This window comes from Cryptosporangium minutisporangium, assembly GCF_039536245.1.
Taxonomy (GTDB): Bacteria; Actinomycetota; Actinomycetes; order Mycobacteriales; family Cryptosporangiaceae; genus Cryptosporangium; species Cryptosporangium minutisporangium.
Window position 1 is genome coordinate 68,025 of sequence record NZ_BAAAYN010000029.1, and the last position, 13,929, is coordinate 81,953.

General features: G+C 72.0%; 17 protein-coding genes and 1 riboswitch. Of the genes, 6 read left to right on the top strand and 11 right to left on the bottom strand.

The genetic code is table 11. From position 1 onward, the window contains the following. Position 1: 1 nt before the first annotated feature. The 3 genes from ABEB28_RS22640 to ABEB28_RS22650 form a co-directional block, all read right to left on the bottom strand. Positions 2-505 (bottom strand): SigE family RNA polymerase sigma factor, encoded by a 504-nt coding sequence (locus tag ABEB28_RS22640; RefSeq protein ID WP_345730177.1) that lies wholly within the window; start codon positions 503-505, stop codon positions 2-4. A 63-nt stretch (positions 506-568) separates the two neighbouring features. Next, positions 569-1,252 (bottom strand): maleylpyruvate isomerase family mycothiol-dependent enzyme, encoded by a 684-nt coding sequence (locus ABEB28_RS22645; protein WP_345730178.1) that lies wholly within the window; start codon positions 1,250-1,252, stop codon positions 569-571. Continuing rightward, positions 1,249-1,827, bottom strand: a complete 579-nt coding sequence (locus tag ABEB28_RS22650; protein WP_345730179.1) for a TetR/AcrR family transcriptional regulator — start codon at positions 1,825-1,827, stop codon at positions 1,249-1,251. Before ABEB28_RS22650 ends, ABEB28_RS22645 begins: the two co-directional genes overlap by 4 nt. Before the next feature lie 166 nt (positions 1,828-1,993). On the opposite strand from ABEB28_RS22650, the gene ABEB28_RS22655 reads away from it, so the two are divergent. Genes ABEB28_RS22655 through ABEB28_RS22665 form a run of 3 tightly spaced genes read left to right on the top strand, consistent with a single transcriptional unit; the run spans position 1,994 to position 5,983 of the window. Next, on the top strand, positions 1,994-3,790 hold the full coding sequence (locus ABEB28_RS22655) for a putative bifunctional diguanylate cyclase/phosphodiesterase (RefSeq protein WP_345730180.1): 1,797 nt from the start codon (positions 1,994-1,996) through the stop codon (positions 3,788-3,790). Then, positions 3,787-5,388, top strand: coding sequence for a GGDEF domain-containing protein (locus tag ABEB28_RS22660; RefSeq protein ID WP_345730181.1), 1,602 nt, complete (start codon positions 3,787-3,789; stop codon positions 5,386-5,388). The genes ABEB28_RS22655 and ABEB28_RS22660 overlap by 4 nt, the downstream gene beginning before the upstream one ends. 37 nt (positions 5,389-5,425) lie before the next feature. Further along, a complete protein-coding gene (locus ABEB28_RS22665) occupies positions 5,426-5,983 on the top strand; it encodes a maltokinase N-terminal cap-like domain-containing protein (RefSeq protein WP_345730182.1) in 558 nt (185 codons plus the stop codon). A 31-nt stretch (positions 5,984-6,014) separates the two neighbouring features. Here the strand turns inward: ABEB28_RS22665 and ABEB28_RS22670 are convergent, their stop codons facing one another. Next, positions 6,015-6,821 (bottom strand): SAM-dependent methyltransferase, encoded by an 807-nt coding sequence (locus tag ABEB28_RS22670; RefSeq protein WP_345730282.1) that lies wholly within the window; start codon positions 6,819-6,821, stop codon positions 6,015-6,017. Positions 6,822-6,987: 166 nt separating this feature from the next. Between ABEB28_RS22670 and ABEB28_RS22675 the strand changes: the two genes are divergently transcribed. Further along, the gene (locus tag ABEB28_RS22675) at positions 6,988-7,842 is read left to right on the top strand and encodes a helix-turn-helix domain-containing protein (protein ID WP_345730183.1); all 855 of its coding nucleotides are present in this window, start codon (positions 6,988-6,990) and stop codon (positions 7,840-7,842) included. Between the two features lie 5 nt (positions 7,843-7,847). Here the strand turns inward: ABEB28_RS22675 and ABEB28_RS22680 are convergent, their stop codons facing one another. The 4 genes from ABEB28_RS22680 to ABEB28_RS22695 form a co-directional block, all read right to left on the bottom strand. Continuing rightward, the gene (locus ABEB28_RS22680) at positions 7,848-8,516 is read right to left on the bottom strand and encodes a CE1759 family FMN reductase (protein ID WP_345730184.1); all 669 of its coding nucleotides are present in this window, start codon (positions 8,514-8,516) and stop codon (positions 7,848-7,850) included. Further along, a complete protein-coding gene (locus ABEB28_RS22685) occupies positions 8,513-8,935 on the bottom strand; it encodes a MarR family winged helix-turn-helix transcriptional regulator (protein ID WP_345730185.1) in 423 nt (140 codons plus the stop codon). Before ABEB28_RS22685 ends, ABEB28_RS22680 begins: the two co-directional genes overlap by 4 nt. Continuing rightward, the gene (locus ABEB28_RS22690; RefSeq protein ID WP_345730186.1) at positions 8,935-10,107 is read right to left on the bottom strand and encodes an LLM class flavin-dependent oxidoreductase; all 1,173 of its coding nucleotides are present in this window, start codon (positions 10,105-10,107) and stop codon (positions 8,935-8,937) included. Before ABEB28_RS22690 ends, ABEB28_RS22685 begins: the two co-directional genes overlap by 1 nt. A 180-nt stretch (positions 10,108-10,287) precedes the next feature. After that, positions 10,288-11,139 carry an alpha/beta hydrolase gene (locus ABEB28_RS22695; RefSeq protein WP_345730187.1) on the bottom strand — a complete coding sequence of 284 codons (852 nt, stop codon included), beginning with the start codon at positions 11,137-11,139 and terminating at the stop codon, positions 10,288-10,290. A 237-nt stretch (positions 11,140-11,376) separates the two neighbouring features. Between ABEB28_RS22695 and ABEB28_RS22700 the strand changes: the two genes are divergently transcribed. Next, positions 11,377-11,754, top strand: a complete 378-nt coding sequence (locus ABEB28_RS22700; RefSeq protein ID WP_345730188.1) for a hypothetical protein — start codon at positions 11,377-11,379, stop codon at positions 11,752-11,754. A gap of 136 nt (positions 11,755-11,890) precedes the next feature. Beyond that, a complete protein-coding gene (locus ABEB28_RS22705; RefSeq protein WP_345730189.1) occupies positions 11,891-12,505 on the top strand; it encodes a cadmium resistance transporter in 615 nt (204 codons plus the stop codon). A 43-nt stretch (positions 12,506-12,548) separates the two neighbouring features. Here ABEB28_RS22705 and ABEB28_RS22710 read toward each other — a convergent pair whose 3' ends face one another. From ABEB28_RS22710 to ABEB28_RS22720, 3 genes are all read right to left on the bottom strand, one after another. Beyond that, the gene (locus ABEB28_RS22710; RefSeq protein WP_345730190.1) at positions 12,549-12,863 is read right to left on the bottom strand and encodes a DMT family transporter; all 315 of its coding nucleotides are present in this window, start codon (positions 12,861-12,863) and stop codon (positions 12,549-12,551) included. A 15-nt stretch (positions 12,864-12,878) separates the two neighbouring features. After that, a riboswitch (guanidine-III (ykkC-III) riboswitch) is annotated at positions 12,879-12,947 on the bottom strand. Positions 12,948-12,960: 13 nt separating this feature from the next. Further along, positions 12,961-13,623 (bottom strand): TetR/AcrR family transcriptional regulator, encoded by a 663-nt coding sequence (locus ABEB28_RS22715; RefSeq protein WP_345730191.1) that lies wholly within the window; start codon positions 13,621-13,623, stop codon positions 12,961-12,963. A 100-nt stretch (positions 13,624-13,723) separates the two neighbouring features. Next, positions 13,724-13,918 carry a ferredoxin gene (locus ABEB28_RS22720; RefSeq protein WP_345730192.1) on the bottom strand — a complete coding sequence of 65 codons (195 nt, stop codon included), beginning with the start codon at positions 13,916-13,918 and terminating at the stop codon, positions 13,724-13,726. Between the last annotated feature and the right edge of the window lie 11 nt (positions 13,919-13,929).

Here is a 13,929-nt window from a genome sequence, read left to right on the forward strand (position 1 = left end):
CTCACACAAAATGATCGGCGCGGACGATGCCGCGAAGGCGGGCGACGCCGCGGCTCGCGTGCGATCGGACGGTCTGCGCCGAGCACCCGACGTAGGCCGCGATCTCGTTGTCGTCCAGGTCCTCGTAGAACCGGAGGACCAGTACCGCACGCTGTTTCGGCGGCAGGCCGGAGAGCGCGTCCCACAGCGCGTCCCGGTCGGCGAGGCCCTGGGCGTGATCCGGCTTCTGGGCGCTGTCCTCGGCGAGGTCCTCCGGCGTCTCGCCGGACGATCGGCGGCGCCGCCAGGACAGGTACTGCCGGAGAATCGCCTTCCGGACGTAGGTTCCCGGTTGGTCCGTGCGCTGGACCTTCGACCAGCGTCGGTGGACCCGTACCAAAGCTTCTTGGACGAGATCCTCGGCCAGGTGATGGTCCCCGCAGAGCACGTAGGCGAAGCGCAGTAAGCCGCTTCCCCGCGCGCTCACGTACGCGTCGAATTCCGCCGCGTCAGGTGGTGTCGGCACGTTGTCCCTTCCGTCGACCCTCCCTCCTTCCGACGCGGTTCACCACGGTTTCGTGGAGTGCTCTCAGGATTCTTTCGCCGGCGCGGTGCCGAGCCGGCTCAGCCTGGCGTCGGCCTCGGCGGCTCCCGGGCCGGTCACGCGCGGGAGGGCCGCCGGGCGACCGGCGGTGAGCAGCATCAGCGCGGTGACGGGTCCCTCCACGAGCGGGCCGTCCCCGATCGACCAGCCGAGGTCGGTGGCGGCGAGCCGCAAGCCGCGCAGGGCCCGGGTCGCCGGCGACGGCGGCGGCCACCGCATCGTCCAGAGCCGGGCGGCGGCGGTCGCGGCCGCCCGGGGCGGTGGCTCGTGCCGCCGCCCCAACGGCACCGTGATGTCCTGGGTGTGGACGAGGAGGTCGATCAACGTCTCCCGGTGGGTCACGCCGGCGTTGCGCCGACGGGAGCCGACCATCGCCCGGACCGTCGCGACGATCTGCCGCTCCGACCACTCGCGGGCGCGGTCGCAGGCGCCGCGGCGGATGCCCCGGTCCACGTTTCCGCCGTTGCGCACGAGCATGGCCAGGGCGGCGCCGAAACCGACCTCCTGCAAGGTCAGGTGGGCGGCGACGTCCTTCACGGTCCACCCGGCGCAGAGCGACGGTTCCCGCCACTCGTCCGGGGACAGGTCATCGAGCAGGTCCGCCAGGTGGATGCGCTCGGCGTCGATCGTGGGCCAGATTTCGGTGGGGTCGAGCAGGATCGGGTTCACGTCGGCACCTCCGCCGGACGCGGGTCGATCAGCGCCGTGACGAGCGCGGTGATCTGACCCGAGGGGTCGAAAGCAGGGTCGGGCACGGCCAGTTCGTGCAGGACGACGCCGGTCCAGTGGTTCGCCAGGATCGGCAGGTGCCGGTCGGGATCGTGCGAACCGGCGATCCGTAGCCACTGGGCGAACCAGTCGTTGACACGCGCGCCGGTCCGGAGCAGCTGCGCCCGCAGGGCCGGGTGGATGCCCGCCTCGACGAGGATCGCGTACCGGGCCAGCGTCAGTACCCGGTTCGGCCCGGTGGCCTCGTGGGCGAGCGTCGTCATGGCCTGGGCGAGTTCGGCCGGCGTGGTGGGGCAGAGCCGCGCCCGGACCTCGTCGGCGACCGCGCGCTCCCGTGCGGCGAACCGTTCGACGACGGCGTCGAGCAGGGCGTCCCGGGTGCCGAAGAGGTTCGCGGTGGACCCGGACGGCAGGCCGGCGGCCGCGTCCACCGAGCGATGCGTGAGGCCGTGGATCCCGCGCGTGCCCAGCACGGTGATCGCGGCGTCGAGGAGAACTTCACGGCGAGTAGCCATGAGTCAAACTACCATCGTTGTTCAATCGACAACAGAAGTTGTCTGCCTCCCCGGTCCCGACGGCGTGAGACTCGACACGGGACGCGGCGCTTTCCTCGGGTCGGCGCCCGACCCGCCGATCACCCCTCCAGGACGCGCACTGCGCGAGGCCGGAGTGGGAGAGACGATGCGGGAACGGGTCAGCGCCGAATCGGGGCTGCGCGGCGCCGCGGAGCGGTTCGGTCCGCATCCGTCGGTGATCGCCTCCGGTCGGGCCATGGCACGGTTCTCCGCCGTCTGTTACCTGACCGGCGGACTGGTGGGGTTCCTCACCGCCTGGCTGGTTCCGGCCTGGGAGGAGCGCGCCGCCGCGTTGATCGTCTCCGCGATCGCGCTGATCAGCGGCGTTCTGCTGGCCGGGTACGGCGCCAGGTTGTCGATCCGGGCTTTCTACTTGCTGGTGTTCGCGACGATCGGCGTACTGGCCGTGCAGCTGTCGACCCAGCGCGGCCACGCGGAGGCCACCGCGGCGGCTCTGCTGCTGCCTCTGCTCTCGATGTTCGTGCACGCGTTCTTCGACCGTCGCGCCACGCTGCTCGCCGACGCGGGCATCCTCGGGCTCATCGCGGTCGCCGAGTTCGCCTGGCAGGCGTTGCCGGTCGCGATCGCCGCGACACTGGTGTGCGTCAACACGGTCGTGGCGGCGGTCACCGGGTGGCTGGTGCGGGCCGCGGCGGAGGCCGAGACCGACCTGCTGACCGGCCTACCGAACCGGCGTGGACTGGTCCGCGCGCTACGGACCGCGCTCGCGGACTGCGACGGCGAGCCGCTCACGCTGGCGCTGCTCGACGTCGAGCAGCTCGTCGACACCGCCGCCGCGCGGCGCGGACCGGCCGCCGCCGATGAACTGCTGTACACGCTGGTCCGCGCCTGGGTGGCCGAGGCCGGACCCACGACGCTGATCGCCCGGTACGGCGACGCCTCGTTCGCCGTGCTAGTGCGTGGCGGTGTGAGCGCGACGACGGCGCTGCTCGCGCGGCTCCGTGCCGCTGCGAGCACCGCGGGCGGCTTCCCGGCAGGCACCGCGGGGCACCGGCCCGGCGACAGCCTCACGCTGCTCACCGGGCACGCCGAGTCCGCGCTGCTGGAGGCCCGCCGGGTGGGTGGCAACCGGACGGTGCACTACGAGGACACCGCAGGCGTCACCTCCCAGTTGACCGCCGCGCTGACCGCGGGTGAGTTCGCCGTCGTCTACCAGCCGATCGTCGACGCGGAGTACGGCCGCCTCACCGGCGCCGAGGCGCTCGCGCGGTGGATCCGGCCCGGCTTCGGGTCGGTCCCGCCGAGCGAGTTCATTCCGGACGCCGAGCGCAGCGGGTTCATCCGGGTGCTGGACCGCTGGGTCCTCCGGACGGCGTGCCGGACCGCGGCGTCCTGGCCCTCGGACGTGCCGTCGAAGGTGACGGTCAACGTCTCCGGCCAGGAGCTGGACCAGCCCGACTACTACGAGCAGGTCGTCACCGCGCTGGAGGACGCCGGGCTCCCCGCCGACCGGCTCGTCCTGGAGGTCACCGAAAGCACGCTGGACGCCGAGTCCGCGGCGGCGCTGGAGGTGCTGCGGCGGCTGCGCGGCCTCGGCGTCCGGATCGCGATCGACGACTTCGGCACCGGGTACTCCTCGCTGAGCCGGCTACACCGCCTCCCCGCGGACATCCTCAAGATCGACCGATCGTTCGTCGCCGAGTTGCGCCCGACCGACCAGGAGGCCCCCGTCATCGCCGCGATCACCGCGCTGGCCAGAACGCTCGGCCTGCGTACCGTCGCCGAGGGCGTCGAGGAGCCCTACCAGGCGGCCCTGCTGCGCCGGTACGGGTGCGACGAGATCCAGGGCTGGCTGTGCGGCCGCCCCGGCGACGGTGACCTGGTCGGCGCGGCGCTGGCCGGGCCGCACGTCGTCGCGCAGGTTCTGGCGGGCAACCGATGACCGGCGCGACGAGCCTAGCCGCCCGGGAGCCGGGCGGCACCGCGCCGGAAGCGATCGTGCGCCTGCTCCGCGCCGACCGGGCGCTGCAGTGGGCAGCCCTGCTCGGCGTCGCTTGGCTGGCCCTGTACGCGGTGCTCACCTGGCGCAGTCAGGACGACGCCGAGCTGGCCCGATTCACCGCGAACGTCCTGTACCTGCTGCCGGTGGTCGTCGCCGCGGTCACCGGCTGCCTGGCCGCCCGGCGTCGCGGGCGCGGCAACCGGACCGGCCGGGCCTGGGTGGTGTTCGCCGCCTCCGGCCTGCTCTGGCTCGCCGGTGAGCTGGTCTGGAGCTACCAGGCGTACGCCGCGCCGGACGCCGACACGTACCCGTCGCCCGCTGACGTCTTCTACATCCTGAGCGGCTTGCTCATCCCGGTCGGTCTGCTGGTGGCGTTCGGCCGGGCCGGTCGGCCCGGGAGCCGACGGGCGACGCTCGACGTCCTGCTGGTCGCGCTCGGCCTGGCGACGCTGGGGTGGGAGCTGCTCGTCGCACCGCAGCTCGACGACAGCAGCGGCTTCGACCGCCTGATCACGGTCGCCTACCCACTCACCGACATCGCGATCCTGGTGTGCCTGGTGTCGCTCGGCCTCTCCGGCCACGACCGCCTTCCGACCTCCGTCCGGCTCGTCGGCTGGGCCTACCTGGTGTTCGCGGCGACCGACTGCGGTTACTCGTACCAGACGATCAGCGACAGCTACGGCGACGCCAGCTGGCTGAACATCGGCTACCAGCTGAGCGCGATCACGCTGGCGATCGGCGGCATGGTCGCGCTGCGGTACCCGGAGGCGGAGGCGGTTCCGGCGGTGCTCGGCCGGGACCTCACGATCGTCCCGCTGCTGGTGGCCGCGGCCGCGGCCTGGTTCGTCGTCGCGGTGCAGATCGCCGAGGCCGGACTTCCGTTCGTCCCGGTGGTGGTCGCCGCCGTGATCGTGGCCGGGCTGCTGTTCCGGCAGCTGATGGTGACCCGCGACCGTACCCGGCTCGCCGCCGAGCTGCGGGACGCGCTGGCCGAGCAGGCCCGGTTGGCGGTGACCGATCCGCTGACCGGGCTGCACAACCGGCGCCACCTCCAGGAGGCGCTGGACCTCGAGGTCGCCAGGGCCCGCCGGTCCGGGGCGCCGCTCAGCCTGGTCGTGCTCGACATCGACCACTTCAAGCAGGTCAACGACGCCTACGGGCACGCAGCGGGCGACGCGGCACTGGTGCAGACCGCCCGCCGCCTGGGTGCGGTGGCGCGAGCCGGGGATGTGATCGCCCGGCACGGCGGGGAGGAGTTCGCCTGGCTGCTGCCGGACACGTCCGGTGAGGGCGCGGCCGAGCTCGCCGAGCGGCTCCGTGCCGCGCTCGCCGGAACCCCGGTCGACCTGCCGGAGAGCGGCCCGGTGGAGATGAGCGGGTCGCTCGGCGTCGCGACGCTGCGGGCGCCGGACGACGGTACGGCCCTGATGCGGGACGCCGACCGGGCGCTGTACCGGGCGAAGGAGCACGGCCGGAACCGGGTCGAGGTGGCGTCGGACGACCGGTTCACGGTGCCGACCGCGGTGCCCGCCGGCTGATCGAATCCGCTCACCGGGGTGTGGCACGCTGCGGCACATGGCGATCGTCCACGACACCACCCTGGTCCCGTCCAAGCTCGAACTGCTCACCGAGTGGCTGCCGCGGCAGCCGTGGTACGTCGGCAGCGGCACCCTTGACCTCGCCCGCGCCGGGGGTTTCCGGCTCGACGACCCGGCCGGGGAGGTCGGGATCGAAGTGATGGTGGTGACCGACATCGCCGGGTCCGAGGTCGTCAGCTACCTGGTGCCGCTGACGTACCGGGGTGCCCCGCTGCCCGGTGGCGAAGCCGCGTTGGTCGGCACCAGTGAGCACGGTGTCCTGGGGAAGCGGTTCTTCTACGACGCGCCGGCCGACCCGGTGTTCCGGGCGGAGCTCCGCGCGCTGGTACGCGGCCAGACACAGGCGCAGGCACAGCGCGAGAGCGACACGCCCGATCCGACGGTGCTGGTCGGCGCCGTGCCGGACGCCGCCGACGTCGAGGTGGTACGGGTGCTGGTGGCCTCGGACGCCGTGCCGGCGCCCGGCGAGGTCGCGGTGCCGTGGCAGCTTCCCGACGGCCACCGCGTCCGCGGAGTGGTGGCGCGCGCGTCCTGAGGGGGTCGCGACGGTCGGCAGCCGACCCGGATCAGCCGATGCGGCCGACGCCGCCGAAGAGGTAGACCTCGGGCTCGGCCTCGCCCGGGTCGGGCCGCCAGCGCGAGCACGAGACGACGCCCGGCTCCAGCAGCTCCAGCCCGTCGAAGAAGCGCTCGAGCTCGACCCGGGTCCTGGCCCGGATCGGGGTGCCGCCCCGTTCGGTCGTCTCGCGCATCACCCGGAGCATCGGCTCGCCGTGGATCTCCGCGGTCGAGTGGGTGAGGACCAGGTGGCTACCCGGGGGGAGAGCGGCGACCAGCCGGGCGACCGCGGGGTAGGCCTCGTCGTCGTCCATGATGTGGTTGACGACGCCGAGCAGCATCAGCGCGATCGGCCGGTCGAGGTCCAGCGTCCGCTCCGCCGCGGCCAGGATCGCGGCCTGGTCGCGCAGGTCGGCCTCCACGTAGTCGCTGGCACCCTCCGGCGAGCTGACCAGCAGCGCGCGGGCGTGCACCATGACCAGCGGGTCGTTGTCGACGTACACCACGCGGGCGGTCGGGTCGAGCGACTGGGCCACCTCGTGGGTGTTGTCGGCGGTGGGCAGACCGGTGCCGACGTCGAGGAACTGGGTGATCCCGGCCTCGCGCACCAGGTACCGGACGACCCGCTTGAGGAACGTCCGTTCGGCCCGTGCGCCGACCGGGATGTCCGGGATGTGGGCGAGGACCTCGTCGCCGGCGGCGCGGTCGACCGCGAAGTTGTCCTTGCCGCCGAGCCAGTAGTTCCAGATCCTCGCGGAGTGCGGAACGCTGATGTCGATCTTGGTGTCGGCGGGAAGGCCGGTCTCCTCGGACATGCCGGTCTCCTCGGTCACGGGGCCACTATAGACGCGGGCCGTGGAGTCGAGTGTGGAACGGCCCCGGGTGACGCTCCGTGCACGGTCTAAGCTCACGTCCGTCATCCGGACGTAAACACTGTTCAGCGGAGCGACGGCCCCGCACGACGACCAGGAGACGCCCACGGTGGACGGGCCGACCGCGCGCCGCCTGCAGGTCGGTGCACAGCTACGGCAGCTACGGGAGGGGCGCGGGCTCACCCGGGCGGAGGCCGGCTGGGCGATCCGCAGCTCCGAGTCGAAGATCAGCCGGATGGAGCTCGGCCGCGTCGGCTTCAAGGAGCGCGACGTCGTCGACCTGCTGCGCCTCTACGGGCTGGACGGCGGGGACGAAACCGCGCGGCTCCTGACGCTGGTGCGCGAGGCCAACGCGCCCGGCTGGTGGCACGCCTACCAGGACGTACTCAGCCCGTGGTTCCAGAACTACCTCGACCTGGAGCAGGCGGCCGAGCTGATCCGCACCTACGAGGTGCAGTTCGTGCCCGGCCTGCTGCAGACCGCGGCGTACGCGCGGGCGGTGATCAACCTCGGGCACGGCTCGTGCCTGCCGGCGGAGGTCGAGCGGCGGGTCGAGCTGCGGATGGCCAGGGCGACGATCCTCGGCCGACCGGATCCGCCGCTGCTCTGGGCGGTGCTGGACGAGGCGGTGCTCCGGCGGCCGATCGGCGGGGTCGACGTCCTGCGCGAACAGGTCGAGGCGCTGCTGCGCGCCACCGAGCTGCCGAACGTCCGGCTGCAGGTGATCCCGTTCGGCGCGGGTGGCCATCCGGCGGCCGGGGGCGCGTTCAGCATCCTGCGCTTTCCGCACCCGGACCTGTCCGACGTCGTCTACGTCGAGCACCTGACCACCGCGCTCTACCTGGACAAGGCCGAGGACGTCGACCTGTACGCGGCGGCGGTCGGCCAGCTGTTCATCGAGGCCGAGCCGCCCCAGCGGACCCCGGACATCCTGCGCCGCACGCTGCGCGACCTGGGCGGCTGACGGGCTCAGTTCGCGGAGCCGCCGGTGGCCAGGCGCATCAGGTCGGAGTCGAGGTCGATGGTCAGCTCGGTGCCGCCCGCGCTCCCGAACTCGTGCTGGTAGCTCTTCCACGACGCACCCCGGATCTCGTCGGCGAACCCGCTCTCCATCAGCACGACGAGCTCCAGAGCGGCCCGGTCGACGCGCTTGTTCAGCGCGGGGTCGTTCCAGTCCTCGGTCGAGGCGAACAGCGACGTCGGCACGGTGGTGGTCCGCAGGTAAGCGAAGAGCGACCGCAGCTGGTCGTCGATGACGAGCGCGTGCCTGGCCGTGCCCGCGGTCGCCGCGAGTACGACCGGCTTCGCGATCAGCAGGTCGTTGTCGAGCACCTGGAAGAACGAGGTGAACAGACCGCTGGCCCCGGCCTTGTAGACGGGCGTGCTCGCCACGATGCCGTCGGCCTCGCCGAGCGCGGTGATCGCGGCCTGCAGCTTCGCCCCGACCAGCTGGGAGACCATCGCGGTGGTGATCTCGGTGGCGAGCTGCCGGAGGTCGATCACCTGCACGGTCACCGAGTTGCCCCGCCGGGCCGCGAGCGCGCCGATCCGCTGCGCGGTGCGGTCGGCCAGCAGCCGGGTCGACGACGGGTCGCTGGTGCCGGCGGTGACGACCACGACCGAGAAGTTCTTGTTCATTTCGGGATCTCCGCGAGCTTTCTGCCGAGGGCTTCGAGTTGGTGCAGTTCGTCGGCGGTGAGCCGGGACCGCAGTGCGCGGCTCACGCCGCGGGCGTGTTGGCGTCCGATCCGGCGCTGGAGGTCCCGGCCGGCCGGAGTGAGCGAGAGCCGGACCCCGCGCCCGTCGGCGGGGTCCGCGCACCGTTCCACGAACCCCCGCTCGACGAGGCGATCGACCAGGCGCGACAGGGCCGGCTGGCTGAGCAGGACGTGCCGGTGCAGCTCGCCGATGCGCAGCGGGGCCGGGCACTTGGACAGCGTGTAGAGCACGTCGTACTCCCGCATGGAGAGGCCCTGCCAGACGTCCTCGGCTGCGAACTGCTTCATCAGCCGGGCGTGGGCTTCGAGCAGGGCCTCCCACGCTCCATTCGCGGTCATCAGCCGACCTGGACCTCTTCGGTGTCCTGGTACGGGGAGCCGCCGGTCACGTTGTCACCGCGGTTCGCGTTCGGGCGCGGCTGGCGCGGCGGCTGGTCGCCGTACTTGGCCTTCACCAGGCTCTGGTGCGTCGGCGCGTCCGGCACCTCCGGGTCACGCTTGGCGGCCAGCTCCTTGCGGAGGACCGGCACGACCTCCCCGCCGAGCAGCTCCAGCTGGTTCAGTACGGACTTCAGCGGCAGGCCGGCGTGGTCGATCAGGAACAGCTGGCGCTGGTAGTCACCGAAGTGCTCGCGGAACGTCAGCGTCTTGTCGATGACCTCCTGCGGACTACCGACGGTCAGCGGCGTCTGCTCAGCGAAGTCCTCCATCGTCGGCCCGTTGCCGTAGACCGGTGCCTCGTCGAAGTACGGCCGGAACTCCTTCACCGCGTCCTGCGACCGCTTGGCGATGTACGCCTGGCCGCCGAGGCCGACGATCGCCTGCTTCTCGGTGCCGTGGCCGTAGTGCGCGTACCGCTGGCGGTAGAACGAGATCAGCCGCATGTAGTGCTCCTTCGGCCAGAAGATGTGGTTGGCGAAGAAGCCGTCCCCGTAGTAGGCGGCCTGCTCGGCGATCTCCGGGCTGCGGATCGAGCCGTGCCAGACGAACGGCGGCACGTCGTCGAGCGGCCGCGGCGTGGACGTGAAGCCCTGCAGCGGCGTCCGGAACTTGCCCTCCCAGTCGACGACGTCCTTGCGCCACAGCCGGTGGAGCAGGTTGTAGTTCTCCAGGCCGAGCGGCAGGCTCTGCCGGATGTCCTGGCCGAACCACGGATACACCGGGGCGGTGTTGCCACGCCCGAGCATCAGGTCCATCCGGCCCTTCGACAGGTGCTGGAGCATCGCGTACTCCTCGGCGATGCGCACCGGGTCGTTGGTCGTGATCAGCGTCGTCGACGTGGTGACGACCAGCTTCTCGGTGAGGGCGGCGATGTGCGCGAGCAGCGTCGTCGGCGACGAGGAGAAGAAGGGCGGGTTGTGGTGCTCGCCGATCGCGAAGACGTCGAGCCCGACCTCCTCGGTCTTGCGGGCGATCCGGACGATCGCGTCGATCCGCTCGGCCTCGCTCGGTGTCCGACCGGACACCGGGTCGCGAGTGATGTCGCTGACCGAGAACACCCCGAACTGCATGGCCGTCTCCTTGCCTCAGGCTGTACCGGACGAGGCTTTGCGGTCCGCCACGGTCAGTCATGTTCATGCGTTTGCATGCACCAGAACCCCGCGGGGAGGCGGGCTATTCCGGTCGAGGTGAGACGCGCGCCACGGCGCTGGCGCCGCCGGGGCGCGGGGGGCCCCGGCGGCGGGATTCGGTCAGCGCAGGTTCCGCTGGCGGACCTCCCAGTCCGCGTCCTGGCAGAGTCCGCAGGCCGGGCCGACGAACTGTGCGGCCGCGGTCTGGCTGCCCTTGAGCTGCCAGTCGAGCCAGGCCGTGCCGACGACGGCGAACTCGCCCCCGTTCGGCTGCCCGAAGGTGCCGTAGTGACCGGCTCCGTTCAGCGCACCGAAGAACGCCGGGGTGGACGCGGGCAGCTTGCCGAAGTCGTCCACGGCGTTCGCGTAGGCGATGTCGGTCGGGCCGCCGTTGAGGTACGCCACCGGGCGCGTGAGGTTGCGCAGTGCGAGCTTGGTCCCGGTGCCGAACAGGCCGCTGTTCCAGACGACGGTCGTCGTGATCCGGCGGTCACCGGAGACCTCGATCGCCTCCAGGCCGCCGCAGGACTGGCCCATCACGGCGATCTTCGTGGTGTCGAGCTTGCCGCGGTACTTGCTACCCAGCCGGCTGTTCTCCCGGACCGCCCAGTCGATGCTCTGGGTCAGCCAGGACGCGCTCGTCTGACCGCTGCCGCCCGGCAAGCCGTTGGCCACGACCAGGTAGCCGCGGGACGCGATCTCCGACAGGAAGTTCTCGAACCAGGTGCCGTCGGCGCGGCAGGCTCCGTTGCCCCAGACGACGATCGGCAGCCGCGGAGCGGTCGCCAGGTCGGTCGGGCGGTAGATCGTATGGTTGCGCAGCGTCCGGTCGGTCTCGTACAGCGCGGGGTACGGGCCGGAGCCGGTGGCCGCAACGCTCGGAACCGGCGCGAGCCCGGCACCGGCGAACACGGCGACGGTCAGGGTCGCGACGGCGACGAGTAATCGCCGGGGGAGTCGGGGCGCTCTCATGGGTCCTCCTCGGGTCGGATCGTCGTCGGACAGTTCCCGTGACGATCGGGCATCGATGGCAGATGAATAGTCCGCCACAGGGCCCATAAAAGGGGGCATATGGGCACGCCGGTCGTCGAAATTGGGTGGTTTTGCCGATGCTGCTGCCCACCGCGTCCGACCGGCTGCGGCGGAGACGTTCGGCGGCGCGCGGTTTCGGTTACTCCGGTAACAGGTGCTGTCTTCCGGGGAGTCGATATGAGCGTGTATCTCCTGGCCGTGGTCCTGGTCCTGCTCGGGTACGCGGCGTGGCAGGGCGTCCGGCGGACCCGCGACGCGAAGGCCGTGCCGCACTGGACCACCGCAGCCGCGGTCGGCGTCGCGGCGTTGTTATTGGAGGCGCACGCGCTGACCGCGCTGATCGGCAGCGGGGTGGACTGGACGTACCAGGTGCTGGCGATCGTCGCGTTCGGACTGATCGCCCCGACGACGATCGCGTGGGGCATCGTCGGCTCGCTCTGGCTGCACCACCGGGCCCAGGACGCCGCGCCCCGGCGGGAGGCGGCGTCCGCGCGGCGTCACCGGGACGCCCGCGCGCTGATGAACGCGCCCACCCAGCGCATGCGCCACATCTGACGCCCAGCGCGTTCCCTTGACGCCAAGGATGATGTGGCGCTGGGCTCGCTAGGACGAGCCCTTCGCCGCATCGTTCGGCTGCGCCCGAGTGGGCCGTAGGCTGCCGGGGCGGAATCGGGCGGGGGGAAGGCGCGGCGTGGAGCTCTCCGTGCTGGGGCAGGCGGCCGGCATGTTCGCCGCGACCAACGTCGACGACCTGCTGGTCCTCGCGGTCTTCTTCGGCCAGGCCACGGCCGGCCGGGCGACGCGCGGCGGTGCCTGGCGCGTCGTGGCCGGTCAGTACCTCGGCTTCCTCGGCATTCTCGCGGTCGCCGTCATCGGGGCGCTCGGCGCCGGCCTGCTGCCCGAGGCCGTCGTCCCCTACCTCGGACTGCTGCCGCTGGCGCTGGGCGTCCGCGCCGCGATCAGCGCGTGGCGGGAGCGCCGCGACGGCGCGGCGCCGGACGACCCCGCCGAGGTCTCCGGCGGAGGCCCCGGTGCCTGGCAGGTCGCCGCGGTCACGTTCGCGAACGGCGGCGACAACCTTGGCGTGTACGTACCGGTGTTCACCGTCGCCGGGATCGGCGGGACGGCGGTCTACGCGGTGGTGTTCCTGATCGGAGTGGCGGTGTGGTGCGCGGCCGGATGGTTCCTGGCCACCCGGCCGCTGATCGCTGCCGCGCTGTCCCGCTGGGGACACGTCGTTCTGCCGGTGGTGCTCATCGGGATCGGCCTGGCGATCCTCGTCGAGGGCGGCGCGTTCGGTCTCTGACCGGGGCCCAGCCTTCGGTCTCTGACCGGGGGCCCAGCCCGGGTCAGTGGAAGATCTTCAGTCCGACGATGCCCGCGGCGACGAGCAGCAGGCAGACGATCCGGGCCGGACTCGTCGACTCGCCGAGCACGGCCATGCCGACCGCCGCGGTGCCCAACGCGCCGATGCCCACCCAGACCGCGTAGCCGGTACCGACCGGGATGGTCCGCAGCGCGTAACCGAGACCGCCCATGCTCAGCACGAGCGCGACCCCGAAGATCGCCGTCGGAACGAGACGGCTGAAGCCGGCGCTCTTCTCCAGCGCGATCGCCCAGACGGTCTCCAACACGCCGGACAGCACCAGTACGACCCAAGCCATGACGACACACCTCGGTAAGCCGTCGTCTTTGCAGAACCGGGTACGACGCGCACTCGTCCGGGACCACCGGGTGCGGTGGTGACAGGATCGAGCGTAGCTAGTTAGCGCGGTTATGCAACCGTTCGTTGCTCAGATCACCATTGTCGGTTTCGGGCACCCGCTCGGTCGCCGCGACCAGGTGCGGCCACACGCGGGCGGCCAGACGCTCCGGCGAGTCCGGGGTGTCGTGCCGCAGCCAGTCGACGACGATGCCGACGAGCGCCCCCGCGATCAGCGCGTAGATCGGGTCGTCGGGCGCCGTTCCCGGTCCACCCGCGGCGCGCGGTGCCACCTCGGCGGCGAGCCGCAGGTTGGCGCGGGTCGCGGCTCGGAGCCGGTGCACGAGGTGGTTGATGACCCGGGCGCTGCCGTCCGGCCCGAGCAGCGAGCGGTAGAGCGGCGCGTGGTTGGCGAAGTGCGTGAACACCGGAACCAGCGGATTGTCCACCGGCACGGTCTCCTCCACGAGCCCCGGATCGGCGAGCGGCAGCCCCTGGACCAGCTCGTCGAAGAGCAGCGTGCACGCGGCCGCCGCGACGTCGTGCACGTCCAGGTAGTGCTCGTAGAACGTCGACCGGCTGAGGCCGGCCTGCTTGGTGATGTCGGAGACCGAGATCTGCGCGAGGTCCTTCACCGCGACGAGGTCCAGCAGGGCTCGCTCCAGCGCCTGCCGTGAGCGGCGAGCCCGGGGATCCTTCGGCTCACCGCCGTCCTTCGACACGCCGCTCCCTGTCCCGGTCGGACCCCGATCGGCATCCAGTCCCTGCCGACCCCGTCCGACGATGGTACGTGGGCGGGGCCGACCGGCCAGGGACGGGTGGTCAGTCCTCCGCGAGCCGCAGCGCCAGGGTGGGGCATCCGGCGACGGCCGCGCGGACGGCGTCCACCTGATCGGGAGTGACGTCGTCGGCGAGAACCAGCAGGCCGCCGTCGTCATCGATCTCGAAGTGGTCCGGCGCCGCGGCCTCGCAGAGGCCGAGACCGGTGCACTTCTCGAAGTCCACGACGATCTTCATGCTCCCTGCCC

Bases quoted from the DNA above. Each gene is read 5' to 3' on its own strand.
- ABEB28_RS22650 (WP_345730179.1), bottom strand. From the start codon at position 1,827: ATGGCTACTCGCCGTGAAGTTCTCCTCGACGCCGCGATCACCGTGCTG.
- ABEB28_RS22655 (WP_345730180.1), top strand. From the start codon at position 1,994: ATGCGGGAACGGGTCAGCGCCGAATCGGGGCTGCGCGGCGCCGCGGAG.
- ABEB28_RS22660 (WP_345730181.1), top strand. From the start codon at position 3,787: ATGACCGGCGCGACGAGCCTAGCCGCCCGGGAGCCGGGCGGCACCGCG.
- ABEB28_RS22665 (WP_345730182.1), top strand. From the start codon at position 5,426: ATGGCGATCGTCCACGACACCACCCTGGTCCCGTCCAAGCTCGAACTG.
- ABEB28_RS22670 (WP_345730282.1), bottom strand. From the start codon at position 6,821: ATGTCCGAGGAGACCGGCCTTCCCGCCGACACCAAGATCGACATCAGC.
- ABEB28_RS22680 (WP_345730184.1), bottom strand. From the start codon at position 8,516: ATGAACAAGAACTTCTCGGTCGTGGTCGTCACCGCCGGCACCAGCGAC.
- ABEB28_RS22685 (WP_345730185.1), bottom strand. From the start codon at position 8,935: ATGACCGCGAATGGAGCGTGGGAGGCCCTGCTCGAAGCCCACGCCCGG.
- ABEB28_RS22690 (WP_345730186.1), bottom strand. From the start codon at position 10,107: ATGCAGTTCGGGGTGTTCTCGGTCAGCGACATCACTCGCGACCCGGTG.
- ABEB28_RS22695 (WP_345730187.1), bottom strand. From the start codon at position 11,139: ATGAGAGCGCCCCGACTCCCCCGGCGATTACTCGTCGCCGTCGCGACC.
- ABEB28_RS22700 (WP_345730188.1), top strand. From the start codon at position 11,377: ATGAGCGTGTATCTCCTGGCCGTGGTCCTGGTCCTGCTCGGGTACGCG.
- ABEB28_RS22710 (WP_345730190.1), bottom strand. From the start codon at position 12,863: ATGGCTTGGGTCGTACTGGTGCTGTCCGGCGTGTTGGAGACCGTCTGG.
- ABEB28_RS22720 (WP_345730192.1), bottom strand. From the start codon at position 13,918: ATGAAGATCGTCGTGGACTTCGAGAAGTGCACCGGTCTCGGCCTCTGC.